This is a genomic window from Pantoea vagans, assembly GCF_001506165.1.
Lineage (GTDB): Bacteria > Pseudomonadota > Gammaproteobacteria > Enterobacterales > Enterobacteriaceae > Pantoea > Pantoea vagans_C.
Genome location: NZ_CP011427.1, coordinates 3,879,702 through 3,906,701, shown reverse-complemented (window position 1 = coordinate 3,906,701; position 27,000 = coordinate 3,879,702). Strand labels below are relative to the sequence as shown.

24 protein-coding genes are annotated in these 27,000 nt (G+C 55.1%); 17 read left to right on the top strand and 7 right to left on the bottom strand.

Features of this window, described 5'->3' with window-relative positions:
* Positions 1 to 2 precede the first annotated feature (2 nt).
* From LK04_RS18085 to LK04_RS18045, 9 genes are all read left to right on the top strand, one after another.
* Positions 3 to 2,564, top strand: coding sequence for a class I adenylate cyclase (locus tag LK04_RS18085; protein ID WP_039329223.1), 2,562 nt, complete (start codon positions 3 to 5; stop codon positions 2,562 to 2,564).
* A 135-nt stretch (positions 2,565 to 2,699) separates the two neighbouring features.
* Positions 2,700 to 2,903 carry an LPS translocon maturation chaperone LptM gene (gene lptM / locus LK04_RS18080; protein ID WP_039329226.1) on the top strand — a complete coding sequence of 68 codons (204 nt, stop codon included), beginning with the start codon at positions 2,700 to 2,702 and terminating at the stop codon, positions 2,901 to 2,903.
* A 29-nt stretch (positions 2,904 to 2,932) separates the two neighbouring features.
* Positions 2,933 to 3,757 carry a diaminopimelate epimerase gene (dapF, locus tag LK04_RS18075; RefSeq protein ID WP_039329293.1) on the top strand — a complete coding sequence of 275 codons (825 nt, stop codon included), beginning with the start codon at positions 2,933 to 2,935 and terminating at the stop codon, positions 3,755 to 3,757.
* A complete protein-coding gene (locus tag LK04_RS18070; RefSeq protein WP_039329228.1) occupies positions 3,754 to 4,458 on the top strand; it encodes a DUF484 domain-containing protein in 705 nt (234 codons plus the stop codon). Before dapF ends, LK04_RS18070 begins: the two co-directional genes overlap by 4 nt.
* Positions 4,455 to 5,366: a tyrosine recombinase XerC gene (gene xerC, locus LK04_RS18065; protein WP_039329229.1), complete on the top strand. Its 912-nt coding sequence runs from the start codon at positions 4,455 to 4,457 to the stop codon at positions 5,364 to 5,366. The genes LK04_RS18070 and xerC overlap by 4 nt, the downstream gene beginning before the upstream one ends.
* Entirely contained in the window at positions 5,363 to 6,079 is a 717-nt protein-coding gene (yigB, locus tag LK04_RS18060; protein ID WP_039329231.1) for a 5-amino-6-(5-phospho-D-ribitylamino)uracil phosphatase YigB, read from the top strand. Before xerC ends, yigB begins: the two co-directional genes overlap by 4 nt.
* A gap of 168 nt (positions 6,080 to 6,247) precedes the next feature.
* Positions 6,248 to 8,410 (top strand): DNA helicase II, encoded by a 2,163-nt coding sequence (uvrD, locus tag LK04_RS18055; RefSeq protein WP_039329233.1) that lies wholly within the window; start codon positions 6,248 to 6,250, stop codon positions 8,408 to 8,410.
* A gap of 320 nt (positions 8,411 to 8,730) precedes the next feature.
* Positions 8,731 to 9,684 carry a magnesium/cobalt transporter CorA gene (corA, locus tag LK04_RS18050; RefSeq protein ID WP_039329235.1) on the top strand — a complete coding sequence of 318 codons (954 nt, stop codon included), beginning with the start codon at positions 8,731 to 8,733 and terminating at the stop codon, positions 9,682 to 9,684.
* Between the two features lie 94 nt (positions 9,685 to 9,778).
* Complete coding sequence (locus LK04_RS18045; RefSeq protein ID WP_039329236.1) at positions 9,779 to 10,831, top strand: AbrB family transcriptional regulator; 1,053 nt, start codon at positions 9,779 to 9,781, stop codon at positions 10,829 to 10,831.
* Here the strand turns inward: LK04_RS18045 and rarD are convergent.
* Both rarD and LK04_RS18035 read right to left on the bottom strand, forming a co-directional pair.
* Entirely contained in the window at positions 10,802 to 11,701 is a 900-nt protein-coding gene (gene rarD, locus LK04_RS18040) for an EamA family transporter RarD (protein ID WP_039329238.1), read from the bottom strand. The genes LK04_RS18045 and rarD overlap by 30 nt on opposite strands.
* A 21-nt stretch (positions 11,702 to 11,722) precedes the next feature.
* Complete coding sequence (locus tag LK04_RS18035; protein ID WP_039329240.1) at positions 11,723 to 12,193, bottom strand: thioesterase family protein; 471 nt, start codon at positions 12,191 to 12,193, stop codon at positions 11,723 to 11,725.
* A gap of 166 nt (positions 12,194 to 12,359) precedes the next feature.
* On the opposite strand from LK04_RS18035, the gene pldA reads away from it, so the two are divergent.
* From pldA to rhtC, 3 genes are read left to right on the top strand one after another with little or no spacing between them, the layout of a single operon-like run.
* A complete protein-coding gene (pldA, locus tag LK04_RS18030) occupies positions 12,360 to 13,238 on the top strand; it encodes a phospholipase A (protein ID WP_039329242.1) in 879 nt (292 codons plus the stop codon).
* 22 nt (positions 13,239 to 13,260) lie between these two features.
* The gene (gene recQ / locus LK04_RS18025) at positions 13,261 to 15,084 is read left to right on the top strand and encodes an ATP-dependent DNA helicase RecQ (RefSeq protein ID WP_039329244.1); all 1,824 of its coding nucleotides are present in this window, start codon (positions 13,261 to 13,263) and stop codon (positions 15,082 to 15,084) included.
* A 12-nt stretch (positions 15,085 to 15,096) separates the two neighbouring features.
* On the top strand, positions 15,097 to 15,720 hold the full coding sequence (rhtC, locus tag LK04_RS18020; RefSeq protein ID WP_039329245.1) for a threonine export protein RhtC: 624 nt from the start codon (positions 15,097 to 15,099) through the stop codon (positions 15,718 to 15,720).
* A gap of 148 nt (positions 15,721 to 15,868) precedes the next feature.
* Here the strand turns inward: rhtC and rhtB are convergent, their stop codons facing one another.
* Entirely contained in the window at positions 15,869 to 16,492 is a 624-nt protein-coding gene (gene rhtB, locus LK04_RS18015; RefSeq protein WP_039329247.1) for a homoserine/homoserine lactone efflux protein, read from the bottom strand.
* 104 nt (positions 16,493 to 16,596) lie between these two features.
* On the opposite strand from rhtB, the gene pldB reads away from it, so the two are divergent.
* Complete coding sequence (pldB, locus tag LK04_RS18010) at positions 16,597 to 17,589, top strand: lysophospholipase L2 (protein WP_039329249.1); 993 nt, start codon at positions 16,597 to 16,599, stop codon at positions 17,587 to 17,589.
* 32 nt (positions 17,590 to 17,621) lie between these two features.
* On the top strand, positions 17,622 to 18,422 hold the full coding sequence (gene yigL / locus LK04_RS18005) for a sugar/pyridoxal phosphate phosphatase YigL (RefSeq protein WP_039329250.1): 801 nt from the start codon (positions 17,622 to 17,624) through the stop codon (positions 18,420 to 18,422).
* 29 nt (positions 18,423 to 18,451) lie between these two features.
* Here yigL and glpT read toward each other — a convergent pair whose 3' ends face one another.
* Positions 18,452 to 19,792 (bottom strand): glycerol-3-phosphate transporter, encoded by a 1,341-nt coding sequence (gene glpT / locus LK04_RS18000; RefSeq protein WP_039329252.1) that lies wholly within the window; start codon positions 19,790 to 19,792, stop codon positions 18,452 to 18,454.
* 344 nt (positions 19,793 to 20,136) lie between these two features.
* Between glpT and LK04_RS17995 the strand changes: the two genes are divergently transcribed.
* Positions 20,137 to 20,997: a carboxylate/amino acid/amine transporter gene (locus LK04_RS17995; RefSeq protein ID WP_039329253.1), complete on the top strand. Its 861-nt coding sequence runs from the start codon at positions 20,137 to 20,139 to the stop codon at positions 20,995 to 20,997.
* 70 nt (positions 20,998 to 21,067) lie between these two features.
* Here LK04_RS17995 and LK04_RS17990 read toward each other — a convergent pair whose 3' ends face one another.
* Both LK04_RS17990 and metR read right to left on the bottom strand, forming a co-directional pair.
* Positions 21,068 to 21,550 carry a DUF1456 family protein gene (locus tag LK04_RS17990; protein ID WP_039329254.1) on the bottom strand — a complete coding sequence of 161 codons (483 nt, stop codon included), beginning with the start codon at positions 21,548 to 21,550 and terminating at the stop codon, positions 21,068 to 21,070.
* Positions 21,551 to 21,642: 92 nt separating this feature from the next.
* Entirely contained in the window at positions 21,643 to 22,575 is a 933-nt protein-coding gene (gene metR, locus LK04_RS17985) for an HTH-type transcriptional regulator MetR (RefSeq protein ID WP_039329256.1), read from the bottom strand.
* Between the two features lie 205 nt (positions 22,576 to 22,780).
* Here metR and metE point away from each other — a divergent pair, with 205 nt between their 5' ends.
* The gene (metE, locus tag LK04_RS17980; protein ID WP_039329258.1) at positions 22,781 to 25,051 is read left to right on the top strand and encodes a 5-methyltetrahydropteroyltriglutamate--homocysteine S-methyltransferase; all 2,271 of its coding nucleotides are present in this window, start codon (positions 22,781 to 22,783) and stop codon (positions 25,049 to 25,051) included.
* A 37-nt stretch (positions 25,052 to 25,088) separates the two neighbouring features.
* Here metE and LK04_RS17975 read toward each other — a convergent pair whose 3' ends face one another.
* Positions 25,089 to 25,925 (bottom strand): dienelactone hydrolase family protein, encoded by an 837-nt coding sequence (locus LK04_RS17975; protein WP_039329260.1) that lies wholly within the window; start codon positions 25,923 to 25,925, stop codon positions 25,089 to 25,091.
* Between the two features lie 286 nt (positions 25,926 to 26,211).
* Between LK04_RS17975 and udp the strand changes: the two genes are divergently transcribed.
* Complete coding sequence (gene udp, locus LK04_RS17970; RefSeq protein ID WP_038643781.1) at positions 26,212 to 26,973, top strand: uridine phosphorylase; 762 nt, start codon at positions 26,212 to 26,214, stop codon at positions 26,971 to 26,973.
* The last annotated feature ends 27 nt before the right edge of the window (positions 26,974 to 27,000 follow it).

The window sequence follows — 27,000 nt, the reverse complement described above, 5'->3', positions numbered from 1 at the left end:
TCTTGTACCTCTACATTGAGACACTGAAACAGAGACTGGATGCAATTAACCAGCTGCGCGTTGATCGTGCGCTGGCTGCTATGGGGCCTGCTTTCCAGCAAGTCTACAGTCTGCTGCCAACATTACTGCACTATCATCATCCACTGATGCCGGGCTACCTTGAGGGTAGCGTTCCACATGGCGTCAGCTTTTTCACGCCTGATGAAAATCAACAGCAGCTCCTGCAACATCTTGCAGGTGACCAGTCTCTGGATCTCAGCACTGCCGTGAAAGGCGAGCGCCCCATCACCGGTATTTACTCGATGGGCAGCACCTCATCCGTGGGTCAGAACAGTGTGTCTGATCTCGACATCTGGGTGTGCCACCAGTCCTGGCTGGATAATGAAGAGCGCCTCAATCTGCAACGTAAGTGTACGCTGTTGCAGAAATGGTGTGTGTCGATGGGTGTGGAAGTGAGTTTCTTCCTGATCGATGAGAACCGTTTCCGCCATAATGAGAGCGGCAGCCTCGGCGGTGAAGACTGCGGTTCAACCCAACATATTTTACTGCTGGATGAGTTTTACCGTACCGCTGTGCGTATGGCGGGCAAACGCATCCTGTGGAACATGGTGCCCGGCGAAGAGGAGCACCATTACGACGAATACGTCATGTCACTCTACTCACAAGGTGTATTGACGCCGAATGAGTGGCTTGATCTTGGCGGCCTCGGCACGCTATCGGCAGAAGAGTATTTTGGTGCCAGCCTGTGGCAGTTATATAAAAGTATCGATTCGCCCTACAAAGCGGTGCTGAAAACCCTGCTGCTGGAAGCCTACAGCTGGGAATACCCCAACACGCAACTTTTGGCGATGGATATCAAACAGCGCTTGCACGATGGCGAAATTGTCTGCTTTGGTCTCGATCCTTACTGCATGATGCTGGAACGTGTGACGCGTTATCTGACCAGCGTCGATGACATGGCGCGCCTCGATTTGGTGCGTCGATGTTTCTACTTAAAAGTGTGTGAGAAGCTTTCTAGCGAAGATCACCACCATCAACGCTCAGGCTGGCGTCGCGAAATTCTGTCGCAGTTGGTCAAAGAGTGGGGCTGGGATGATGAGAAGCTCGCGGTATTAGATAACCGCGCGCAGTGGAAAATCGAGCGCGTGCGTGAAGCGCACAATGAACTGCTGGATGCGATGATGCAGAGTTATCGCAACCTGATCCGTTTTGCCCGTCGTAACAATTTAAGCGTCAGTGCCAGCCCGCAGGATATCGGCGTGCTGACGCGTAAACTGTATGCCGCGTTTGAAGCGCTGCCGGGTAAAGTGACGCTGGTGAACCCACAGATTTCGCCCGACCTCTCGGAAGATAATCTCACCTTTATTCATGTGCCGGAAGGTCGTGCCAATCGTGCGGGTTGGTATCTGTACAACCAGTCGCCGGACATGAGTTCCATCATCAGCCATCAGCCGCTGGAATATAACCGCTACCTGAACAAGTTAGTGGCGTGGGCGTGGTTCAACGGGTTGCTGACCAGCAAAACCCGTCTGCACATGAAAGGTAATGAACTCTGCGATCTGCCGCGTTTGCAGGAGCTGGTGAACGACGTGTCGAGCCACTTCCCGCTGCGTGTGCCTGCGCCAACGCCCAAGGCGTTGTACAGTCCGTGTGAAATTCGTCACCTGGCGATTATCGTCAATCTTGAGCACGATCCGACCTCGGCCTTCCGCAATCAGGTAGTGCATTTCGATTTCCGCAAGCTGGATGTGTTCAGCTTTGGTCAGCAGCAGCAATGCCTGATTGGCAGCATCGATCTGCTGTACCGTAATTCGTGGAATGAGGTGCGTACGCTGCACTTCAGTGGCGAACAGGCGATGATTGAAGGCCTGAAAACCATTCTCGGCAAGATGCATCAGGATGCCGCACCGCCCGATACGGTCGAAGTGTTCTGCTACAGCCAGCACCTGCGTGGTTTGATCCGCACTCGCGTGCAGCAACTGGTTTCCGAATGCATTGAGCTGCGTTTGTCGAGCACGCGCCAGGAGCCAGGCCGCTTTAAAGCGCTGCGTATGGCAGGGCAAACCTGGGGCCTGTTCTTTGAGCGTATGAGCGTCTCGGTGCAGAAACTGGAAAACGCAGTGGAGTTCTACGGTGCGATTTCCAACAACAAACTGCACGGGCTATCGATCAAAGTCGAATCCAACCAGACGCCGCTGCCGCCGGTGGTGAATGGTTATGCCAGCGAAGGCATTATTCAGTTCTTCTTTGAAGATACCAATGACGATCGCGGCTTCAACATCTATATCCTCGACGAGAGCAACCGCGTTGAGGTTTATCATCACTGCGAAGGCAGCAAAGAAGAGCTGGTGCGCGATGTCAGCCGGTTCTACTCGTCATCGCATGACCGTTTCACCTACGGTTCCAGCTTTATCAACTTCAACTTGCCGCAGTTCTATCAGATTGTGAACACCGGCGATCGCTTCCAGGTGATTCCGTTCCGCAGCCAGACGCTGACACAGCTCTGCGCCACGCAGCCCGATAACGATAACGGCGACTTCCAGCCACGCTACCAAATGCACTGATCCCGCCTGCGTTCGCGCGGTGGGATTGGCTTTTCCTCTGACTCGCTCCCGGATTTGCGGGTATTTCCTGTTGCTTTTACAACGTCAACTGCGATGATAAGCAGCAATGGCTTAAGGACAGAAAGAGCAGAAAGAATGAGACGAATGATAAGTCAGCTAGGCATGGGGCTGGCACTGGTCAGCCTGGTAGGTTGTGGACTGAAAGGACCGCTGTATTTCCCGCCGAAAGATCAGCCGACCAAAAGCAATCAGCAAGTGACCGAGCAGCAGCAAAAAGCCGCTCAGAATGCTGATGTGAATGGTTTAGTGACCAGCAAACCTGGTGTACAGGCGAACTAATCTCTATGAGTCATCCGGCGGAGCAGAAAATGCAGTTCTCGAAAATGCACGGTCTCGGCAACGATTTCATGGTTGTCGATGCCGTGACGCAAAACGTCTTTTTTTCGCCGGAGCTGATTCGCCGTCTGGCGGACAGGCATCTGGGGATCGGTTTTGATCAATTACTGATCGTCGAACCGCCTTACGATCCGGATCTCGATTTTCATTACCGAATTTTCAACGCTGATGGTAGTGAAGTGGCGCAGTGCGGTAATGGCGCGCGCTGCTTCGCCCGCTTTGTGCGTCTGAAAGGGTTGACCAACAAAAGTGATATTCGCGTCAGCACGCAAACCGGCCGCATGGTGCTGAGCGTGACGAACGATGAGCTGGTGTGCGTCAACATGGGCGAGCCCAATTTCGATCCACAACAGGTGCCGTTGCGTGCCAACAAAGCCGAAAACCTTTACCTGCAACGTGTTGCCGAGCAAACCGTGATGTTTGGTGCGGTATCGATGGGCAACCCTCACTGCGTGATTCAGGTTGAGAGCGTGAAAACTGCACCGGTGGAAACGCTCGGCCCGCTGCTCGAAAGCCACGAGCGCTTCCCGGAGCGCGTCAACGTTGGCTTTATGGAAGTGGTCAATCCTGAACATATCCGTCTGCGTGTGTATGAACGCGGCGCAGGCGAAACCCAGGCCTGTGGCAGCGGCGCCTGTGCGGCGGTGGCTTGTGGTATTCAGCAGGGCATTTTAGCCGCAAAAGTGCGCGTCGATCTGCCCGGCGGAACGCTGCATATTGCCTGGAAAGGGGCGGGTCAGCCGCTGCTGATGACCGGTCCAGCCACACACGTCTATGATGGGTTTATTCATCTATGAAAAATATCGAAGAGCAAACCGACAGCGCGGTTTTGCTGGACGATCAGTCGGTTAGCGCATTCCTGCGCCAGAATCCCGACTTCTTTATTCGCAATGCGCGCCAGGTCGAACAGATGATGGTGCCGCACCCGGTGCGCGGCAGCGTTTCCCTGGTGGAGTGGCATATGGCGCGTCAGCGCAACCATATCCAACAGTTGGAAGAGGAGATCACCCTGTTGATGGAGCAGGCGACGGCCAACCATCAACTGTTTGATCGCCTGCTGTCGTTGCAGGGACATCTCGCTTCAGCAGACAGCCTGCAAGAGATGCTCACACGCCTGCATCGCTGGGCGCGCGATCTTGGCCTTGCAGGTGCCAACGTGCGTGTCTTCAACGACAAATGGCATATCGGTGCGCCTTCTGATTTCACGCAACTGGGCTTATCGCGCCAGGCATTTGAGCCGTTGCGTATCCAGCGCTTTGGCAACGAACATCATTATCTGGGGAGCCTGAACGGCCCGGAATTGTTGCTGCTGTTACCGCAGGCCAAAGCGATTGGTTCTGTCGCTATGTCACTGATGGGTGAACGCGGAGAACTGGGCGTGCTGATGTTTAGCAGCCGCGATAACCAGCACTATCAGGCGGGCATGGGCACCTTATTGTTACAGCACCTGGCGCAAATGTTGCCGGATCTGCTGTCACGCTGGATTGAACGTGCATGAGCGACGTCAGCCCGCTGTGGCCCACCGTTGAGGGCTTTCTGCGTTATCTGAAAGTCGAACGCCAGCTTAGCCCGCTTACGCAAAAAAATTACACCCGTCAGCTGCAGGCGATGGTCGCCATGGCTGATGAGATGAAGATTGTTGCCTGGACGCAGCTGGAACCCGCCCAAGTCCGCCAGCTTGCCGCGCGCAGTCGTCGTGGAGGGTTAGGGGCCAGCAGTCTGGCGCTACGTATGTCAGCCTTGCGCAGTTTTCTCGACTGGCAGGTCAGCCAGGGCATGTTGAGTGCCAACCCGGCAAAAGGGATATCCACACCGCGCAATGCGCGCCATCTGCCCAAAAATATGGACGTTGATGAAGTCAACCAACTGCTGGAGATTGACATGAACGATCCGCTGGCGGTGCGCGATCGCGCGATGCTCGAAACCATGTACGGCGGCGGATTACGTCTGTCCGAGCTGGTGGGCATGGATTGTCGTCATGTTGATTTAGATGCCGGTGAAGTGTGGGTGTTGGGTAAAGGCAGCAAAGAGCGGCGCGTGCCGATTGGTGGCACCGCCGTGACCTGGCTGCAACACTGGCTTCCGCTGCGTGCCAGCTTTGCGCCACAGGATGATGCGGTGTTTGTCTCTAGCCGGGGCAGCCGTATTTCGGCGCGAAATGTGCAAAAACGCTTTGCCGAGTGGGGTATTAAGCAGGGCGTGGCCAGCCATATTCATCCCCATAAACTGCGTCACTCGTTTGCCACCCATTTGCTGGAGTCCAGCGGCGATCTGCGCGCGGTGCAGGAGTTGCTGGGTCACGCCAATCTGTCGACCACGCAAATCTATACCCATCTCGATTTCCAGCATCTGGCAACGGTCTATGACGCAGCACATCCACGTGCTAAACGAGGAAAGCCTGAATGAAGTTTTACCGCCCGCTGGGCCCGATCAAAGCGATCACCTTTGATCTCGACGATACGCTGTATGACAACCATCCCGTGATCCGCAAAACCACCGCAGAATCTCATGCCGCGTTGCAGGCCTTCCATCCTGCGCTGCGTGAATTTACCCCTGCGGACTATCAGGCGCTGCGTGACGAATTGCTGGCGCGTGAGCCGGAGATTTATCACGACGTGTCTGAGTGGCGTCGCCGCTCGGTTGAGCTGGCGATGATCAATGTGGGGTTGTCAGCCGCTGAAGCCACCGCCGGGGCCAGTGAAGTGATGAGTGTGTTCCACCAGTGGCGCAGCGAAGTTGAGATGCCCGAAGAGACACACCAAACGCTGACGTGGCTGGGCGAGCGCGTGCCGTTAGTGGCGATCACCAATGGCAACGCCTGCCCAGAGAAACTGGGCATTGACCACTATTTCCAGTTTGCCCTGCGCGCCGGTCCTCATGGCCGTGCAAAGCCTTGGCAGGATATGTATCAGTTGGCCTCCGATCGTTTAGGTATCGCACCTGAGCACATTTTGCACGTCGGCGACGATCTGACCACCGATGTGGTGGGTTCACTGCGTGCGGGCATGCAAGCCTGCTGGATAAACCTGCGTGACGGTAACCTGATGAAGATTGACGATGCGCGCCTGGTGCCGCATGTGGAAATTCATCAGTTGGCATCGCTAACCTCGCTGCTATAATGCTGTATGTTCATCCAGCTAATCACTGGGTGATTACAGTCATTTCCTGACGCACAAATCGTAGCGGCGCAATGTATTGCGCGATAAATCGCGCCGCTACAAATGGTGCGTTGATGGAGTGCCGGAGAACGGCATTCTGGAACCTCTCTTATTTTTCAAACGGTGCTTATGGACGTTTCTGATCTGCTTAACGGCTTGAATGACAAACAGCGCGAGGCGGTCGCCGCACCGCGCAGCAACCTGCTGGTGCTGGCCGGAGCAGGCAGTGGTAAAACCCGCGTGCTGGTGCATCGTATTGCCTGGCTGCTGTCGGTAGAAAATTGCTCGCCTTACTCGATTATGGCGGTGACCTTTACCAACAAAGCCGCGGCGGAAATGCGTCATCGTATCGATCAACTGATCGGCACCAGCCAGGGCGGCATGTGGATCGGAACGTTCCACGGTCTGGCGCACCGTTTACTGCGCGCGCATCACCTTGATGCCGGCTTGCCGCAGGACTTCCAGATTCTCGATAGCGATGACCAACTGCGTCTGCTGAAGCGTCTGATCAAAGCCATGAACCTTGATGAGAAACAGTGGCCTGCGCGTCAGGGCATGTGGTACATCAACGGCAAAAAAGATGAGGGCTTACGTCCCAAGCATATTGAAAGTTACGGCAATCCCGTTGAGCAAACCTGGCTGCGTATTTATCAGGCGTATCAGGAAGCCTGCGATCGCGCGGGCTTAGTGGATTTCGCTGAACTGCTGCTGCGTGCCCATGAGCTGTGGCTCAACAAGCCGCACATCCTGAATCATTATCGCGAGCGCTTCAGCAATGTGCTGGTGGATGAATTCCAGGACACCAACAACATTCAGTACGCCTGGATCCGCATGCTGGCGGGTGATACCGGTCGGGTGATTATCGTGGGCGATGACGATCAGTCGATCTACGGCTGGCGTGGTGCGCAGGTCGAGAACATCCAGCGCTTTCTGCAGGATTTCCCCGGCGCGGAAACCATTCGTCTGGAGCAGAACTACCGCTCGACCAACAATATCCTTAAAGCCGCTAACACACTGATCGCCAATAACAATGGGCGCCTCGGTAAAGAGCTGTGGACCGATGGCAGCGATGGCGAAAAGATTTCGATCTACTGCGCCTTTAACGAATTAGACGAAGCGCGCTTTGTGGTTAATCGCATCAAAACCTGGCATGAGAACGGCAATGCGCTGCAGGATTGCGCCATTCTCTATCGCAGCAACGCCCAGTCTCGTGTGCTGGAAGAGGCGCTGATTCAGGGCAGCATGCCGTATCGCATTTATGGCGGTATGCGCTTCTTCGAACGCCAGGAGATCAAAGATGCGTTGGCCTATCTGCGTCTGATGGCTAACCGCAATGATGATGCGGCGTTTGAACGCGTGGTGAACACGCCGGTACGGGGCGTGGGCGATCGCACGTTGGATGTGGTGCGTCAGACGGCGCGCGATCAGCAATTAACCTTGTGGCAAGCCACGCGGGAACTGCTGCAAAACAAAGCCCTGGCGGGACGTGCCGCTTCTGCGCTGCAACGCTTCTGCGAGCTGGTGGATTCACTGGCCACGGAAACCGCTGAAATGCCGCTGCACGTGCAAACCGATCGGGTGATTAAAGACTCGGGCCTGTGGATCATGTATGAGCAGGAGAAGGGTGAAAAAGGCCAGGCGCGCATCGAAAACTTGGAAGAACTGGTGACGGCAACGCGCCAGTTCAGTTATCAGGACGAAGATGAAGACCTGATGCCATTGCAGGCGTTTCTTTCACATGCTGCGTTGGAAGCGGGTGAGGGGCAAGCCGATAAGTGGCAGGATGCAGTGCAATTGATGACTCTGCACTCCGCCAAAGGGTTGGAGTTCAGCCAGGTCTTTATCGTCGGTATGGAAGAGGGCATGTTCCCGAGCCAGATGTCGCTGGATGAGGGCGGTCGTTTGGAGGAGGAGCGTCGCCTGGCGTATGTCGGCGTCACGCGTGCGATGGAAAAACTCACGCTGACCTACGCCGAAACCCGCCGCCTTTATGGTAAGGAAGTGTATCACCGTCCTTCGCGCTTCATTGGTGAGTTACCGGAAGAGTGTGTGGAAGAGGTGCGTCTGCGCGCCAGCGTCAGCCGCCCGGTGAGCCATCAACGTATGGGCACGCCCATCGCGCAAAATGACAGTGGCTTTGCGCTCGGACAGCGCGTGCGCCATGCCAAATTTGGTGAAGGCACCATCATCAACCTTGAAGGCAGTGGCGAGCATAGCCGCTTGCAAGTGGCGTTTCAGGGCCAGGGAATCAAGTGGCTGGTGGCGGCTTACGCCCGTCTGGAAACGGTGTAGCGCGGTTGCGCTACCTTGACGACTTTTTCGTCTCAGCGTAACATGCGCGCACTATTATCATGAGAGGACAATGCCTTGGACGCGCCCAGTCGATGCTGGCTCAACCGCCTGTTTAACAGGAACAACTCCTAAGGTCACCTCTCATTGCGGGTAGCCTTAGCGGTTATCAGCGACCTCCCTTTACACTCTCGTCGCACGAGTCAGCACTGATTTACCCTTGAAGCGAAAGTTTCCGCGTTCAGGCTTTGCCGTGCCCGTTTTGCCTCTGGCATCACGGAGTGCCGCCTTGTCCCATTCCGTCTGCAATGGGGAGTATTGCTATGCTGAGCGCTTTTAAACTCGAACGCGATCGCCTGACGCGCATCGAGCTGGAAGAAAATAACGACAAACTGAATACGTCGGTTTGGGTCGATTTGATCGAGCCTGACGACAGCGAACGTGATCGTGTGCAGTCTGAGCTGGGCCAAAGCCTGGCAACCCGTCCGGAGCTGGAGGACATCGAAGCCTCAGCGCGATTCTTCGAAGACGAAGATGGCTTGCACATTCACTCCTTCTTCTTCTTTGAAGATGCGGAAGACCACGCCGGTAACTCCACCGTGGCGTTTACCATTCGTGAAGATCGCCTCTATACGCTGCGTGAACGTGAGCTGCCTGCTTTCCGTCTCTATCGCATGCGCGCGCGTAACCAAACGCTGACGGATGGCAATGCTTACGAGCTGCTGCTGGATCTGTTTGAGACCAAAATCGAACAGCTGGCGGATGAGATCGAGAACATCTACAGCGCGCTGGAAAAACTGAGCCGAGTCATTATGGAAGGCCAGCAGGGTGAAGAGTACGATCAGGCGCTGTCGCGTCTGGCAGAGCTGGAAGATATCGGCTGGAAAGTGCGTCTGTGTTTGATGGATACGCAGCGTGCCCTGAATTTCCTGGTGCGCAAAGCACGCTTGCCGGGCAACCAGCTGGAGCAGGCGCGTGAAATCCTGCGCGATATCGAATCCCTGTTGCCGCATAACGAATCCTTGTTCCAGAAAGTTAACTTCCTGATGCAGGCGGCGATGGGCTTTATCAACATCGAGCAGAACCGCATTATCAAGATCTTCTCGGTGGTATCAGTGGTGTTCCTGCCGCCAACGCTGGTGGCTTCAAGCTATGGTATGAACTTCGAGTTTATGCCTGAGCTGAAGTGGAGCTTTGGTTATCCGGGGGCGATCACCTTGATGATCCTTGCCGGGCTGGCACCTTATCTCTACTTCAAACGTAAAAACTGGTTGTAACGATTTCGGGGCCGCATTTGCGGCCCTTTAAACTGGCGCCGCATCACAATTCTGCGTAGGCTGTTGTCACTTCTCACTTTCTGATTTCCACCTTATGGCGCGTCTCTCTTTGCGACAGCAGTGGACCATTCTGCTGATTGCTTCGTTAGTACTGGGGATTATCCTCCAGCTGTTTCACCTTCCCGCTGCACTGCTGTTAGGACCGATGATCGTCGGCACCATCATGGGCCTGTCAGGCGCCACTGTGCGCATCGACAAGCGTTTTTTCGTGCTGGCACAAGCCGTGCTGGGCTGCATGATTGGGCAAACGCTTTCCCCTGCGATTCTCTCGCCACTGTTGCAGGATTGGCCGGTGGTGCTGGCCGTGTTGGTGCTGACGCTGGCGGCCAGTGGTTTGTCAGGATTTTTGCTGGTGCGCTTTAGCAACTTGCCCGGACCGACGGGTGCGTGGGGATCTTCACCCGGCGGTGCTTCCGCGATGGTGGCGATGGCCGGTGATTTTGGTGCTGACGTTCGCCTGGTGGCCTTTATGCAGTATCTGCGCGTGCTGTTTGTGGCTACCGCGGCGGCCGTGGTGGCGCGCATTGGATTGGGGACCAGTGGCGGCGCGGTGGAGCTGGAGTGGTTTCCGGCATTACAAAGCAGTTTCCTGCTGACCATCGTAGTGATGTTAGCCGGTGCCTGGCTGGGACAGAAATTGCGCATTCCTTCCGGTGCACTGCTGTTGCCTGCGCTGATTGGCGCAACGTTGCACGGTACGGATGTCGCCACGTTGCAGGTGCCAGAATGGTTGCTGGCGCTGGCTTATGCACTGATTGGCTGGAGCGTAGGATTACGTTTTACCCGTCCGATTTTCCTGCTGGCACTGCGCACGCTGCCACAAATGCTGGTCTCGATTTTTGGTTTGATGCTGCTGTGCGGAGGATTAGCCTGGATGCTGACGCGCGTGCTGCATGTGGATCTGATGACCGCTTACCTGGCAACCAGCCCCGGCGGGCTGGATACCGTGGCAATTATTGCTGCTGGCAGCCGGGTCGATATCGCTTTTGTGATGGCGTTGCAGACGCTACGCCTGTTCACTATCTTGCTCACCGGCCCGGCGATAGCACGCTTTATTTCACGCTATGCGCACGCGAGTGCGAGCTGAGAACGCAACAGCATCAACAATAAAGATGGCGAGCGCCAGCCAGATGAAGCCAAAGGTGACCATTTTGTCCGGCGTCAGGCTCTCGCCATAGAACAGCACGGCCAGCAGGAACATCAATGTGGGGCCGAGATACTGGAAGAACCCCACGGTTGACAGACGCAGACGCGCACAAGCCGCAGCAAACAGCATCAACGGAATGGTGGTGATGATGCCCGCGGCAACCAGTTTCAGGTTAAGGCTCAGCGGATTGGCGCTCAGATGACTGGTGGCGCTGTCGGCAAAGCCAAACAGATAGATGGCAGCCAGCGGAAATAACCAGGCAGTTTCGATCAGCATGCCACTTTGCGCATCCACCTGAATCTTCTTTCTGATCAAACCATAGAGCGCAAAACTCAACGCCAGGCCGAGGCCGATAATCGGCAACGAACCAAATTGCCACAGCTGGACCAATACCCCAGTCGTGGCCAGTATCACAGCCAGCCACTGCAAACGCCGGAAGCGCTCGCGCAGGAACAGCATGCCAAATACCACGTTGATCAGCGGGTTGATAAAGTAGCCGAGGCTGGCTTCCAGCATATGCTGATTGTTCACCGCCCAGATAAACAGCAGCCAGTTGCCGCCGATGGTGACGGCGGTCAGTGCCAGTAGCAGCACTTTTTTCGGTTGGGCGAGCACCGTGCGTACCTGTTTCCAGCTGCGACTCAGCGTAATCAGAATCAGCATAAACAGCGCTGACCAAATCACACGATGCGTCATGATCTCCGTGGGCGGCACCTCCTTCACCAACTTGAAGTAAGCCGGTGCAATGCCCCAAATAAAGTAAGCGCCAAGCGCATAACCAATGCCCTGACGCGTGTGTTGCGATTCCATTATTTCATCCAAAAAAGCTTGTTAACCAATCAGATAGGTGGCGGTAGCGGTGGCGATGTAATCGCCCTGTTGGTTGTGCAACTCAACTCGTGCTACAGCGACCTTGTTGCCACCGCGCAGTAGGCTACTGGTGGCGATAAAGCGTTCGCCGCGTCCGGGACGCAAGTAATCGACGCGCATATCAATGGTGCCCATGCGTGACAGGCGCTGACGCAGTTCTTCCTCGCTAATACTCTCCTGACGCGACAGCGCATGGCTGACACACACCAACCCGGCGGCGACATCCAGCACCGAGGCAATGACGCCGCCGTGCAAAATCTGCTGCGCAGCATTGCCCACCAACATGGTTTTGTTGGCAAAGCCCAACTCGGCGTAATCCGCCTCCAGTCGATCCAGCTCGAGGCCCAGGGCTTGATTAAAGGGCATGTGATAAACAAAGATTTCGCCAATCAGGCGGCGAGCTTCCTGCTGTGTCAGCAACGGGGATGACATAGTTCCTGCCTTAAGATGTTAAAGAATTGTGTATATTATGCCGCGTTCGCGCTGCTTTCCAGTTTCAGAAATCGGCACTGATCAACCACTGGCTTTGCGTGTAGAATGGCCTGCTTTTTGAACCGTCGCCCTGACGATTACGACACGCAGTTCTCTGGAGAATTTTATGCGTAAGCATTACGCCTTGCTGGCCGCGGCATTGACGCTTCCTGTGCTGGCTCAAGCTGATGAAGCCACGATAAAAGAGGTGCATGACGCCCCGGCAGTAAAGGGCAGTATTATCGCTAACCTGCTGGAAAAACACGATAACCCGTTCGTGCTGTATCCTTATGAGAACAACTACCTGCTTTACACCTACACCAGTGACATGAATAAAGAGGCCATCTCCTCTTATAACTGGGCAGATAAAGCAAAAAATGACGAAGTGAAATTCCAGCTGAGCCTGGCGTTTCCGCTGTGGCGTGGCATCCTGGGCGACAATTCGGTGTTGGCCGCCTCCTATACTCAACGTTCCTGGTGGCAGCTTTCCAACCGTGGCGCATCGTCACCGTTCCGTGAAACTAACTACGAACCGCAGATTTTCCTCGGCTGGGCAACGGATTACACCTTTGCGGGCTGGACACTGCGCGACATCGAAACCGGTCTGAATCACGAGTCGAACGGACGCAGCGATCCGACTTCACGCAGCTGGAACCGCGTTTATGCGCGACTGATGGCGCAGAACGGTAACTTCCTTGCGGAAATCAAACCCTGGTATCGCATTCCAGAAAACGAAAATAACGATGATAACCCCGACATCACCAAGTACATGGGCTACTATCGCGCCAAGCTCGGTTATGAAGTGGGCGAGAGTATTTTCAGCGTGGAAGGTAACTACAACTGGAACAGCGGTTACGGCGGGGCCACTTTCGCCTGGAGCTACCCCATCACCGAACACGTACGCTTTTACACCCAGCTGTTCAGCGGGTATGGTGAATCGCTTATCGACTATAACCACCGTCAAACCCGCTTTGGCGTGGGCGTAACACTTAACGATCTGTTCTAACAAGTCAAAAAACAGGATTACCGTGGCAACATCGGCAGTGCTTAATCAGGAAATGCTGGCGCAGCAGGTTTTACAAGACACCTTCGGCTACCAGCAATTTCGTCCCGGTCAGCAAACCATCATTGAAACCGCGCTAGCAGGGCGCGATTGTCTGGTGGTGATGCCAACCGGCGGCGGTAAATCGCTGTGCTATCAAATCCCGGCGCTGGTGCGTGAAGGGCTGACGCTGGTGGTCTCGCCGCTGATTTCACTGATGAAAGATCAGGTTGATCAGTTGCTGGCCAACGGCGTGGCGGCGGCGTGCCTGAATTCCACCCAGACGCGCGAGCAACAGCAGCAGGTGTTTGCGGATTGCCGTACCGGCAAGCTGAAGCTGCTGTACATCGCCCCTGAACGTCTGATGATGGACAACTTCCTCGACAGCCTGCACCAGTGGAATCCGGTGATGCTGGCGGTGGATGAGGCGCACTGTATCTCACAATGGGGCCACGATTTCCGTCCGGAATATGGCTCGATTGGTCAGTTGCGTCAGCGCTTCCCGGAACTGCCGGTGATGGCGTTAACCGCGACGGCCGATGAAACCACGCGTAATGACATCGCGCATCTGCTGCAGATGGACGATCCGCTGATTCAAATCAGCAGCTTTGACCGCCCCAACATCCGCTACACGCTAGTGGAAAAATTTAAACCCACCGATCAGCTGCTGCGCTACGTGCAGGAGCAACGGGGCAAAAGCGGCATTATTTACTGTAACAGCCGCGCGAAAGTGGAAGACACCGCCGCGCGTTTGCAAAGCCGCGGGCTAAGTGTGGGCGCGTATCACGCCGGTATCGATAGCGCGCAACGTGCGCACGTGCAGGAAGCCTTCCAGCGTGACGATCTGCAAATCGTGGTCGCCACCGTGGCGTTTGGTATGGGCATCAACAAACCCAACGTGCGCTTTGTGGTGCATTTCGACATCCCGCGCAATATCGAATCCTATTATCAGGAGACCGGGCGCGCCGGACGCGACGGGCTGCCCGCAGAAGCGATGATGCTGTACGATCCAGCGGATATGGCCTGGTTGCGTAAGTGTCTGGAAGAGAAAGCACCCGGTCCACTGCAGGATATTGAACGCCATAAGCTGAATGCCATGGGAGCATTTGCCGAAGCGCAGACCTGCCGTCGTTTAGTGCTGCTCAACTACTTTGGCGAAGGGCGTCAGCAGCAGTGTGGTAACTGCGATATCTGCCTTGATCCGCCGCGCCGTTATGATGGTCTGGTAGAAGCGCAAAAGGCGCTCTCCAGCATCTATCGTACCGGTCAGCGCTTTGGTATGGGCTATATTGTTGACGTGTTGCGTGGCTCGACCAATCACCGTGTCCGCGATAATGGGCACGACAAACTGCCGGTGTACGGCATTGGTCGTGAACAGAGCCAGGAGCACTGGGTTAGCGTGCTGCGTCAGCTTATCCATTTGGGTATGGTGACGCAAAATATTGCCATGCATTCGGCGCTGCAACTGACCGAAGCCGCGCGTCCTGTGCTGCGTGCGGAAGTGCCTTTGATGCTTGCCGTGCCGCGTATCGTTACTGTCAAAAGCCGCAGCAGTTCGCCCAAAGTTCACAGTGGAAATTACGATCGCACCCTGTTCGGCAAACTGCGCAAATTGCGTAAGGCGATTGCTGATGAAGAGAACATTCCGCCCTACGTGGTGTTTAACGATGCCACGCTGATTGAAATGGCGGAACAAATGCCGATTACCGCGTCAGAAATGCTGAGCGTGAACGGTGTCGGTCATCGCAAACTCGAACGGTTTGGTAAACCCTTCCTGGTGATGATCAAAGAACATGTCGATGAAGAGTAAAGGAAAGAAACCATGTTGATGTTATTTGCCACCGTCGCGCTGGTGCATCTTGTTGCGCTGATGAGCCCAGGACCGGACTTCTTCTTCGTCTCGCAAACTGCCGCAAGCCGTTCGCGTAAAGAGGCGATGATGGGCGTTTTCGGCATTACGCTGGGGATTGTTATCTGGGCGGGCGTGGCGCTGATGGGCCTGCATCTGATTCTCGAAAAAATGGCCTGGCTGCATGAAATCATCATGGTGGGTGGTGGTTTATATCTGCTGTGGATGGGCTGGCAGCTGCTGCGTTCGGCGCGTCAACGCCACAAGTCACCGCAGGTGGATGTACCGGTGGTTGAACTGCCTAAGAGCGGCATGAGCTTCCTGAAAGGGTTCCTGACCAATCTGTCTAACCCAAAAGCCATTATCTATTTCGGTAGCGTGTTCTCGCTGTTTGTGGGTAATGACGTGGGTGCGATGGAGCGTTGGGGTCTGTTCCTGCTGATTATCGGTGAGACGTTTGCCTGGTTTACGCTGGTGGCAGCCATCTTCGCGCTGCCGTGGATGCGTGATAAGTATCAGCGTATGGCGAAATGGGTCGATGGTATGGCGGGGGTGTTATTCGCCGGATTCGGCATTCACCTCATTATCTCGCGATAAAGCCTGGTTTACTGGCCATTTCGGCACCGGGCAGTGCTCGCCCTCCTCACGTACTACGTGTACGCTCCGGGGGCTGTGCGCTGGCCGGCACCGAACTGGCTGCGCAACCAACGGCTTTAAAATTGATGCCGTTGGTTTGAAAAACCTCTTACGCGATTCTGCGCGCGCTGGCTAACAACGCACCGACCGCCATAAACAATCCGCCAAAGGTACGGTTCAGCAGCTTCATTTGCTGCGGGCCTTTAATCCAGCCTGCGATGCGCGTAGCCAGGGTGGCGTAACCAATCATCACGATAATATCGACCACGATGGTGGTGACGCCGAGCACCAGATACTGCGCCAGCTGCGGCTGATGTGGCTGAATAAACTGCGGGAACAGCGCGGCAAGAAACACGATGCTTTTCGGGTTGGTGAGGTTCACCAGAATGGCGCGCTTGAACAAACGACGACGTGGCATCGCTTTCGCCACCGCATTCAGGTCAATGCCACCGGCGGAACGCCACTGCTGAATACCCAGCCACACCAGATAAGCCGCACCTGCCCACTTCAGCACTTCAAACGCCATAATAGATTGCGAAAACAGCGCGCCCAGGCCGGCACCGACCAGCACGATATGAATCGCGAGGCCAAGCTGTAAACCGGTAATGGAAGCCGCAGCGCCACGATAGCCGTGACTGATGCCGGTGCTCATGGTGTTAATCGCGCCGGAACCGGGTGAAAGGCTGAGGATAGTTGTGGTCAGCAGATAGGTTAACCACCATTCAATGGTCATGTGTGACATTCCCTGAAGTTAGCGAAGTGTGACACAATACGCCAGAACATCGCGGCACGCTACGGAGCGCAAGCGCGCGATGAGGCTTTTTTTCTGGGGGACGGATGCAGCAACATAAACAGAGTTGGCTCGGGCGTGAGCGTGGCTTTTCTGCGTTTGCCACTGGCCCGCTGCTCGACTTCTGGCGTCGTCGTGAAGAGTGCGAATTCACCGGCGTCGGCAATCTGACTATTCGCTATGTTCGTTTCACCTCACCGCAACATCGCCGTGTCATCTTAATTGTGCCGGGCCGCATCGAAAGCTATATCAAGTATCCGGAATTGGCTTACGATCTTTTCCACTGTGGTTATGACGTGGTGATCATTGATCATCGTGGTCAGGGTCGTTCCGATCGCTTACTGGCCGATTCACACCGCGGCCACGTGGTGGAATTCAGCCACTATGTTGACGATCTGGAAACGCTCTATGAGAAAGAGATCGCTAACAGCAACTATCAACAGCGATATGTGTTGGCGCACTCGATGGGCGGCGCGATCTTAGCGCTGTTTCTGGCGCGTCAGCCTCAGGCATTCCACGCGGCGGTATTTTCAGCACCGATGTTTGGCATTGTGCTGCCGCTTCCCGATTGGATGGCGCATCCGATTTTGGACTGGGCGGAGAAACTGCCCGCGCTGCGCGAACGTTATGCGCTGGGAACGGGCCGCTGGCGTGCCAGTCCGTTTGGCATCAATCGCCTGACGCACAGTCGGGAGCGTTATCGTCGTAACCTGCGTTTCTATGCCGACGATCCCGCGCTGCGCGTGGGTGGCCCCACTTACCATTGGGTCCGTGAAGGTGTGCAGGCGGGGCGCAGCATCATTAGCCAGGTGGCGAAAATCACCACTCCCACGTTGGTGCTGCAGGCCAGTGAAGACGATGTGGTGGATAACCGCTCGCAAGGGGCTTTTTGCTCGGCGATGGCCGAGGCAGGCCATCCCTGCGAAGGCACCGTGCCGTATGTGATCCAAGGCGCGCGTCATGAGATTTTGTTTGAAACAGACGCCATGCGCGCTGAAGCGCTCAACCTGGTGGTCGATTTCTTCGAGCGCCAAGTTTAATTTTTTATCCGATATCAATACCAGAGGTTTACATGTACCACATCGTCGCATCCGACCTGGATGGCACGCTGCTTTCGCCGGAACATCGCCTGACGCCTTTCTCTCGTACCACATTGCAGGAGCTGGTGGCACGTGATGTGCATTTTGTCTTCGCCACCGGACGTCATTACATCGACGTGGGCCAGATGCGCGATAGCCTCGGCATCCCGGCCTATATGATCACCTCGAATGGTGCGCGCGTGCACAACGCTGACGGCGAATTGGTGTTCAGCCACAACCTTGATGGCGACATCGCCAGCGAGCTTTACGGCTTGCAGTACCATGATGAGCATATCCTTACGCACGTCTACCGTGACGACGAGTGGTTTATGAGCCGCCATCGCCCAGACGAGCAGGACTATTTTCGTGAGTCCGTATTTAACTATCAGGTTTACCAACCGGGTATGTTGCCAACGGATGGGATCAGTAAAGTCTTCTTCACCTGTGATGAACCCGAACGCCTGGCTCCGCTGGAACTGGCGATCGAAGCGCGTTGGGGCGATCGCGTCAACGTCAGTTTCTCACTGCCAACCTGCCTGGAAGTGATGGCCGGTGGCGTATCGAAAGGTCACGCGCTGGAAGCCGTCGCCAAACAGCTCGGATATTCACTGAAAGAGTGCATCGCTTTTGGTGACGGTATGAATGATGTCGAAATGCTGAGCATGGCGGGTAAGGGCTGCATCATGCGTAATGCGCACCAGCGCCTGAAAGATACCTTGCCAGCATTGGAAGTGATTGGCAGTAATGCTGAGGATGCGGTTCCGCACACGTTGCGTAAGCTGTTCCTGGCTTAAAAAGTGGGCCGGTTAACCGGCCCATTTAATTATGCTATTTGTTTCTTGTGCTTATGCTCATTGATCATGGTGAGCAGCAGTAGCAGTACCGCCAGCACTGACCCCGCGATCATCACCATAAAGCCGCCATCCCAGCCGAAGTAATCCACGGTGTAACCGACAATCGCACTGGCCGCAACGGAACCGCCGAGGTAACCGAACAGGCCGGTAAAGCCCGCCGCCGTACCCGCGGCTTTCTTCGGTGCCAGCTCCAGCGCATGCAGACCAATCAGCATCACCGGACCATAAATCAGGAAACCGATAACGATCATGCACAGCATATCGATGCCTGGGTTGCCCGGTGGGTTAAGCCAGTAAACTACGGTGGCGATGGTGACCAGCGTCATAAAGAACACGCCGGTCGCGCCACGGTTGCCGCGGAAGACCTTGTCTGACATCCAGCCGCACAGCAAGGTGCCGGGAATGCCCGCATATTCATAGAAGAAGTATGCCCAGGAGGATTTATCCAGCGTGAAGTGTTTCACTTCTTTCAGGTAAGTGGGTGACCAGTCGAGAATGCCGTAACGCAGCAGATAGACGAAGACGTTAGCCAACGCGATGTACCACAGCAACTTATTCGGCAGGATGTACTGCATGAAAATCTGCTTTGCCGACAGCTCCTGCTCATGATTCTCGTTGTAATCTGGCGGGTAATCATTCTTATAGGCTTCAATCGGCGGCAGGCCACAAGACTGCGGTGTGTCGCGCATCAGGGCGAAGGCAATGATGGCGATGATGATCGCCCCGAACGCGGGCATGTAGAGTGCCGCTTTCCAGTCGTTAAACCATGCCATCCCCAGCAAGAACAGCAGCGGTGGAATGCCGCCACCCACGTTATGCGCACAGTTCCACACGGAGACAATCCCGCCGCGCTCCTTCTGCGACCACCAGTGCACCATCGTTCGTCCACAAGGCGGCCAGCCCATGCCCTGGAACCAACCACACAGGAACAGGAGAACAAACATCACCATGATGCTTGAGGTCGCCCAAGGCACAAATCCCATGATTAACATCACGGCCGCAGCGAGAATTAACCCAGCGGGTAAAAACACGCGCGGATTAGAGCGGTCGGAAACCGAGCCCATGATGAACTTGGAGAAGCCGTACGCGATGGAGATCCCGGACAGCGCAAAGCCTAGATCGCCGCGTGAGAAACCCTGTTCGACCAGATAAGGCATCGCCAGCGCGAAGTTTTTACGCACCAGATAGTAGGCCGCGTATCCAAAGAAAATACCGATAAAGATTTGCCAGCGTAGCCGACGGTAGAGCGGATCAACACGATCATCAGCGACTTGCGGCTGATGCGGTGCCGGTTTGAAGATACTCAACATGAGTGTGGCCCTCCAGGGCGCGATATTGTTATGTGTTCCCAGCAGGTTGGGTCAAGCGCCGTGTGGCGTTAAAACAGCACCAAAAGGTTCCATTTCGCGCACAGGATAGTGATGGTTTCGTCACGTTACTGTGACGTGTGACACATTTGTTACAGTTTGATGACATTAAAGAGCGAAATAAACCAGGAAATGTTGGTATTCGCGCATGATGTCTGGCGAGACAGGCCACTTATTCTTGCCTTACATTGTTTGTCTGTATTTTGGTCTGTTGTAAACCAAATAATTCAAACCCATGACGACAGTTTGTTTACACTAGCGCCACTGTTCATTTTGGGATCAATACCGTGCTGTTACTGATCGTTACCACCATTTTGTGGGCTTTTTCCTTTAGTTTGATCGGGGAATACCTCGCCGGCCAGGTTGATTCCTGGTTCTCGGTGCTGATGCGCCTGGCACTTGCGGCCATCGTTTTCCTGCCTTTCCTGCGTTGGAAAGGCTATCGCGCCTCCACCATCCTGCTGTATATGCTGGTGGGGATGCTGCAGCTGGGCGTCATGTATCTGCTGAGTTTTGAGGCTTACACCTATCTCAGCGTGTCAGAGTTCCTGCTGTTCACGGTGATGACGCCGCTGTATGTGACGTTGATTTACGACTTGCTCAGCAAACGTCCGCTGCGAATTGGCTATGCATTCAGTGCGCTGCTGGCAGTCGGTGGGGCAGCCATCATCCGTTACGACAAAGTCAGCGACCATTTCTGGTTTGGCCTGCTGCTGGTTCAAGCCGCCAACATCTGCTTTGCCATTGGCATGGTCGGCTACAAGCGCCTGCAGGAAACCCGTCCGATGCCGCAGCACACCGCATTCTCATGGTTCTATCTTGGCGCGGTGATCATCGCCATCATTGCCTGGAGCCTGTGGGGTAATCCGAACAAACTACCTACCACCTCACTGCAGTGGGGCATTCTGGTGTGGCTGGGCGTGGCGGCATCGGGACTGGGATACTTCATGTGGAACTACGGTGCCACTCAGGTGGATGCGGGCACGCTGGGTATCATGAACAACATGCACGTACCGGCGGGCTTGCTGGTCAATCTGGCCATCTGGCAGGAAAAACCACACTGGCCAAGCTTTATTGCCGGAGCCATCGTGATTTTTGCTTCACTCTACGTTCATAAGCGTTGGGTGCTAGGAAAAAGCAGCGCTTAAGCCAGAGGGATGTGAGATTCCTTCATGATCGGAGCGGCCTATATCCGACCCTGCTCCGATCTCCAAGCGACTACGCCTTTTTCGCTGGCGCCGCAGGACGATGAATCATCGTCAGTCCCTTCAAAAAGTTACGCAGAATCTGGTCACCGCACTCGCGGTAATTCTTATGATCCGGATTGCGGAAAATCGCGCCCACTTCTGCCTGAGACACCTTGAAGTTCGCTTTCAGCAACACTTCCGTGATATCCGTTGTCTTCAAAGCAAAGGCAATACGCAACTTCTTGATAAAAATATTATTATTCATGCGGCGCTCTACCGACGGTGCAGGCGCATCTTCACTCTTGCCACGGCGATAGAAAATCAACCCGTTCAGAAAATAGCCCATCAGCACGTCAGGCAATTTACGAAACGTAGCATCATCATCCTTCTTCATCCACGCTTGCACATCTTCCAATGGCACTTCGCTGCCCGCTAAGGCAAAAATCTCCACCACTTTGCTATCGCTCAAATCAAGCATATAGCGCACGCTGCGCAGAACATCGTTACTCGTCATGGTGAAACTCTCTTGGTCGCGGATTGAGGCGGCGCATTATAGAGCAGGCAGGGCAGGGATAACAGCACGGGCGACACACGCCGCCCGCGGGATCATAAAGAAACGGACTGAAGTGAACCCGGACGCGCGGCATCGCGGACAAAGGGCAAATGGTCACAGGCGTGCTGACGGGCAAATCGTACAAACGCCTCTAACACCGGCTGACGCTGCTCGCCATCGCGAACCGCAGCATATAAGCGGCTCCACAAACCATCACCCAGCGTCTTGGTCACCACCAGGCCCTGCTTCTCAAAACTCTCCACCACCCAATGGGGTAACGCGGCAATGCCCATCTGGGCCGACACCATCTGAATCAACAACAGCGTATTATCCACATTCTTCAAGGCGGGGGTCACGCCAGCGGGTTGCAGAAAATGACGCCAGATATCCAAACGTTGACGCTGAACGGGATAAATCATCAACACTTCATCAGCCAAATCTTCCGGCGAAATATGTTCACGCTGCGCCAGCGGATGATCCGGTGCCAACACCAAACGCACCTCGAAATCAAACATTGGCGTATAGAACAACCCGCTGCGCGGCAGAATATCTGAGGTCAACACCACATCCAGCTCCCCCTGCTGCAACGCTGGCTGGGGATCAAAAGTCACGCCAGATTTAAAATCCATCACCACTTGCGGCCAGCTCTTACGGAAATTACTCAAGGCGGGTGTCAGCCACTGAATACAACTGTGGCACTCAATGGCAATGCGCAGCGTGGTTTGATGTGGCTCGTGGCAATCCTGCAATGCCTGCTGAATCTGCGGCAAAATCTGCTCGGCCAACTGCAGCAAAATCTCACCCTGCGGCGTAAACCGCAACGGCTGGCTCTTGCGCACAAACAGGCGAAAGCCCAGCCGCTGTTCCAGGTCGCTGAACTGATGAGATAACGCCGATTGTGTCTGATGAAGCTGGGCGGCGGCGGCAGCTAAAGAGCCGGTATTCCGTAACGCCTGCAGCGTTCTCAGGTGTTTGAGTTCGATCATGAGAGTCCTTCACATCGAGATTGAACAGATTGCGCTTGAGGAACATACAGTACCCGCAGAAGATAGCGGTGTAAACATCTGGACGGCTAAACATCTCAAGCAAGCGATACGGCCACTCTCTTTTTGTCCAGTATAAGCCTTCAGCGGACCGCCATCATGCTTGCTGGATGAAGATAAAGGGTTCGCATCGTTTGGAGTACACCCAATGAGCATTCTGAACCACACACTCGGTTTCCCTCGCGTTGGTCTGCGTCGTGAACTCAAAAAAGCACTGGAAAGTTACTGGGCAGGCCTCAGCTCGCAACAAGCGCTACTGGCCGTAGGGAGTGAACTGCGGGCCCGACACTGGCAACAGCAAAAAGAGGCGGGCGTAGATTTATTGCCGGTCGGCGATTTCGCCTGGTACGATCACGTACTAAGTACTAGCCTGCTGCTCGGCAATGTGCCCGCACGCCACCAAAATCAAGACGGTTCTATCGATATCGACACCCTGTTCCGCATTAGTCGTGGTCGTGCGCCCAGCGGTGAGCCCGCGGCAGCGGCTGAAATGACCAAATGGTTCAACACCAACTATCACTACATGGTGCCCGAGTTCACCCAAGGTCAGCAGTTCAGGCTCAGCTGGACCCAACTGCTGGATGAAGTGGACGAAGCGCTGGCGCTGGGTCACAAGATTAAGCCTGTGTTGTTGGGGCCTGTCACTTATCTGTGGCTGGGCAAAGTCAAAGGTGAATCGTTTGATCGCCTGACACTGCTAAAAGAGATCCTGCCGGTTTACCAGCAAGTCCTGGCAGAGCTGAAAAAACGCCGTATCGAATGGGTGCAAATCGACGAACCTGCCCTGGCGCTGGAACTGCCGTCAGCGTGGCGTGATGCCTTCAAACCGGCCTACGCAGCGCTGCAAGGCAACGTCAAACTGCTGCTCACCACCTATTTCGACAGCATTGGTCAGAACCTTGATGTCATCAAAATCCTGCCCGTACAGGGCCTGCATGTTGACCTTGTGCAGGGTAAAGATGACATCCAACACATTCACCAACAGCTGCCCGCTGAATGGCTACTGTCCGTCGGCGTAATTAACGGTCGTAACGTCTGGCGTGCTGACCTGAGTCGCTGGTTTGAATGCCTGAAGCCGCTGGTGGGACTGCGCCAGCAGCTGTGGGTGGGTTCATCGTGCTCACTGCTACATAGCCCGATCGATTTGAGTGTGGAAACCCGGCTGGATGAGGAAGTGAAAAGCTGGTTTGCCTTTGCCCTGCAAAAGTGTGCTGAGCTGTCACTGCTGAGCAACGCGCTGAATAATGGAGATGCCGCTTCACTGGCGGCGTGGAGTGCACCGATTCGTGCCCGTGCTCACTCAACGCGTGTTCACAATGCCGCCGTCGAGGCGCGTCTGGCAAAAATTCAGGCTAAAGACGTGGAACGTCCGGGCCACTATCGTGAACGTGCCCAGGCACAGCGTCAGCGCTTCAACCTGCCAGCCTGGCCAACCACCACTATCGGCTCATTCCCGCAGACCACTGAAATCCGCGGCCTGCGTCTCGACTTCAAAAAAGGCAACATCGACAGCGGAAACTACCGCACGGGTATCGCGCAACACATCAAACAGGCAATTGCCGAACAAGAGCGGCTGGGGCTTGACGTGCTGGTACACGGTGAAGCGGAACGTAACGACATGGTTGAATACTTTGGCGAAAACCTTGATGGCTTCGTGTTCACGCAAAACGGCTGGGTACAAAGCTATGGATCGCGTTGCGTGAAACCACCGGTCATTATTGGCGACATCAGCCGTCCGCAAGCCATCACCGTTGAGTGGGCGCAGTATGCGCAGTCACTGACCGACAAACCGGTTAAAGGTATGCTCACCGGCCCCGTCACGATTCTGTGCTGGTCATTCCCGCGCGAGGACGTGACGCGTGAAACCATCGCCAAACAAATTGCGTTGGCGTTGCGTGATGAAGTGGAAGATTTGGAAACAGCCGGGATCGGCATCATCCAGATTGATGAACCGGCGCTGCGTGAAGGCCTGCCACTGCACCAGTCTGAATGGGCGGCCTATCTGAAATGGGCGGTTGATGCCTTCCGCCTCAACGCCGCGGTGGCGCAAAATGCGACCCAGATCCACACCCATATGTGTTACTGCGAGTTCAACGACATCATGGATGCGATTGACGCACTGGATGCCGATGTCATCACCATCGAAACTTCGCGTTCTGATATGGATCTGCTGGAGGCGTTTAAAGTGTTTGAATACCCGAACGAAATCGGCCCCGGCGTCTATGACATCCACTCTCCTAACGTGCCAAGTGTGGCCTGGATGGAAGACCTGCTCCGCAAAGCGGCGCTGAGTATCCCTGAAGAGCGTTTGTGGGTGAATCCTGATTGCGGTTTGAAAACCCGTGGCTGGACGGAGACGCGTCAGGCTCTGGCGAACATGGTCAAAGCGGCGCAAAACCTGCGGGGTGAAAAGGTTTAACAGGGGCATTTGGGGGCGCGAGTGCGCCCCTGACTGATCAGGCGTTGGGTGCTACGCCATACTGCTTAAACCACGCTAACATGCGCGCCCAGCCATCGGCGGCAGAATCGGCGTGATAGCTTGGTCGATAATCCGCGTTGAAAGCGTGGCCCGCTTCTGGGTAAACCACGATCTCTGCTTTGGCATTGGCTGCGTGCAGCGCCTGACGCATCTTATCAATGCTCTCCAGCGGGATACTTTCATCCTTACCGCCATACAAACCCAGTACCGGTGCGGTGAGATCCACTGCGACATCAATCGGATGCTTCTGCTGCTTCAGGGTTTTTTCACCTTCCAGGCGTCCATACCAGGCGGCGGCGGCACGTACCTGCGGATTGTGCGCGGCAAACAGCCAACTAATTCGTCCACCCCAGCAGAAACCGGTAATCGCCATGCGACGTATATCGCCATCATGACGTGCCGCCCAGTTAGCCACATGATCAAGATCCGACAGCACCTGCGAATCAGGCACTTTGCTCACCAACTCTTTAAACAAGGTGGGGATATCGCTGTAGTCACTTGGGTCGCCTTCACGGAAATAGAGTTCCGGCGCCACGGCCAGATAACCTTCCAGTGCCAGTCGGCGGCACAGATCGCGAATATGCTCGTGCACACCGAAAATCTCCTGCACCACCAGGACGACCGGTAGCGTCCCCTCATACACTTTCGGGCGCGCGTAATAAGCCGGAAGATTTTCGCCCTGGCTCGGCACCGATGTCTCACCGCTGTGAATCGTGTCACTGGAGGTAGTAATCGTACTGCTTGCGATGGGCTGAACCGCAGGGGCGAAACCACCGGCGGCAGATTTTTGTGCCATATTGTCTTCGGTTTTCATTGTTCTCTCCGTGCTAGCAAATGCGCAATCACGTAACTATAGCCTGCTTCAGGAGCCAGGCTGATGTAGGGTTGATGTGTTCTTCTTCTCTATTAACACTGCCAACCGAACGAACACAGCACCGCTTGTAGCAATTCAGAATTGCCAACTGCTAATGTGTGATGCATATCACATTATTATTTTCTGATAATGTAACTTTCATAATTTATAGTGAAATTAGTCACATATTTATGCCACTCGCTGACGTAGAGTGGCGCGCATATCCTCTCTCTATCAGGAGTCTGTTATGGCCCAGTCTGACGTTTTTCACCTTGGTATCACTAAAGCCGATCTGAAAGGAGCCACATTGGCTATCGTTCCCGGCGATCCAGAGCGCGTGAAAAAAATCGCAGCGCTGATGGATAACCCACAGCACCTCGCCTCGCACCGTGAATTCACCACTTACCTGGCGGAAGTGGATGGCAAGCCTGTGGTGGTGTGCTCAACCGGCATTGGCGGTCCGTCCACCTCTATCGCGGTGGAAGAGTTGGCGCAGTTGGGGGTGCGTACTTTCTTACGCGTCGGCACCACCGGTGCGATCCAGCCGAATATCAACGTCGGTGATGTGTTGGTTACCACTGCTTCAGTGCGTCTTGACGGGGCCAGCTTGCACTTCGCGCCGATGGAATTCCCGGCGGTGGCAGATTTCACCTGTACCACCGCGCTGGTGGCTGCAGCAGAAGCCTGTGGCGCTAAAACGCACATCGGTATTACCGCTTCTTCCGACACCTTCTATCCGGGCCAGGAACGCTACGATACCTTCTCAGGACGTGTGGTGAATCGCTTCCAGGGCTCAATGCAAGAGTGGCAGCAAATGGGCGTGCTCAACTATGAGATGGAATCCGCTACACTGTTAACCATGTGCGCCAGTCAGGGGCTGAGAGCGGGCATGGTGGCGGGTGTCATCGTTAACCGTACGCAAAAAGAGATCCCGGATGCGGCGACCATGAAACAGACCGAAAGTGATGCGGTGAAGATTGTAGTTGAAGCAGCGCGTCGCTTAATTTAGTGCGCAAGGCAAAGGATGATTCGAGAC

Excerpts from the sequence above, each read along its gene's own strand:
- xerC (WP_039329229.1), top strand. The coding sequence starts at position 4,455 with ATGAGCGACGTCAGCCCGCTGTGGCCCACCGTTGAGGGCTTTCTGCGT.
- corA (WP_039329235.1), top strand. The coding sequence starts at position 8,731 with ATGCTGAGCGCTTTTAAACTCGAACGCGATCGCCTGACGCGCATCGAG.
- yigL (WP_039329250.1), top strand. The coding sequence starts at position 17,622 with ATGTACCACATCGTCGCATCCGACCTGGATGGCACGCTGCTTTCGCCG.
- rhtC (WP_039329245.1), top strand. The coding sequence starts at position 15,097 with ATGTTGATGTTATTTGCCACCGTCGCGCTGGTGCATCTTGTTGCGCTG.
- LK04_RS18045 (WP_039329236.1), top strand. The coding sequence starts at position 9,779 with ATGGCGCGTCTCTCTTTGCGACAGCAGTGGACCATTCTGCTGATTGCT.
- udp (WP_038643781.1), top strand. The coding sequence starts at position 26,212 with ATGGCCCAGTCTGACGTTTTTCACCTTGGTATCACTAAAGCCGATCTG.
- lptM (WP_039329226.1), top strand. The coding sequence starts at position 2,700 with ATGAGACGAATGATAAGTCAGCTAGGCATGGGGCTGGCACTGGTCAGC.
- metE (WP_039329258.1), top strand. The coding sequence starts at position 22,781 with ATGAGCATTCTGAACCACACACTCGGTTTCCCTCGCGTTGGTCTGCGT.
- uvrD (WP_039329233.1), top strand. The coding sequence starts at position 6,248 with ATGGACGTTTCTGATCTGCTTAACGGCTTGAATGACAAACAGCGCGAG.
- rhtB (WP_039329247.1), bottom strand. The coding sequence starts at position 16,492 with ATGACCATTGAATGGTGGTTAACCTATCTGCTGACCACAACTATCCTC.
- pldA (WP_039329242.1), top strand. The coding sequence starts at position 12,360 with ATGCGTAAGCATTACGCCTTGCTGGCCGCGGCATTGACGCTTCCTGTG.
- LK04_RS17990 (WP_039329254.1), bottom strand. The coding sequence starts at position 21,550 with ATGACGAGTAACGATGTTCTGCGCAGCGTGCGCTATATGCTTGATTTG.
- yigB (WP_039329231.1), top strand. The coding sequence starts at position 5,363 with ATGAAGTTTTACCGCCCGCTGGGCCCGATCAAAGCGATCACCTTTGAT.
- LK04_RS18035 (WP_039329240.1), bottom strand. The coding sequence starts at position 12,193 with ATGTCATCCCCGTTGCTGACACAGCAGGAAGCTCGCCGCCTGATTGGC.
- LK04_RS18070 (WP_039329228.1), top strand. The coding sequence starts at position 3,754 with ATGAAAAATATCGAAGAGCAAACCGACAGCGCGGTTTTGCTGGACGAT.
- metR (WP_039329256.1), bottom strand. The coding sequence starts at position 22,575 with ATGATCGAACTCAAACACCTGAGAACGCTGCAGGCGTTACGGAATACC.
- glpT (WP_039329252.1), bottom strand. The coding sequence starts at position 19,792 with ATGTTGAGTATCTTCAAACCGGCACCGCATCAGCCGCAAGTCGCTGAT.
- rarD (WP_039329238.1), bottom strand. The coding sequence starts at position 11,701 with ATGGAATCGCAACACACGCGTCAGGGCATTGGTTATGCGCTTGGCGCT.
- pldB (WP_039329249.1), top strand. The coding sequence starts at position 16,597 with ATGCAGCAACATAAACAGAGTTGGCTCGGGCGTGAGCGTGGCTTTTCT.
- LK04_RS17975 (WP_039329260.1), bottom strand. The coding sequence starts at position 25,925 with ATGAAAACCGAAGACAATATGGCACAAAAATCTGCCGCCGGTGGTTTC.
- dapF (WP_039329293.1), top strand. The coding sequence starts at position 2,933 with ATGCAGTTCTCGAAAATGCACGGTCTCGGCAACGATTTCATGGTTGTC.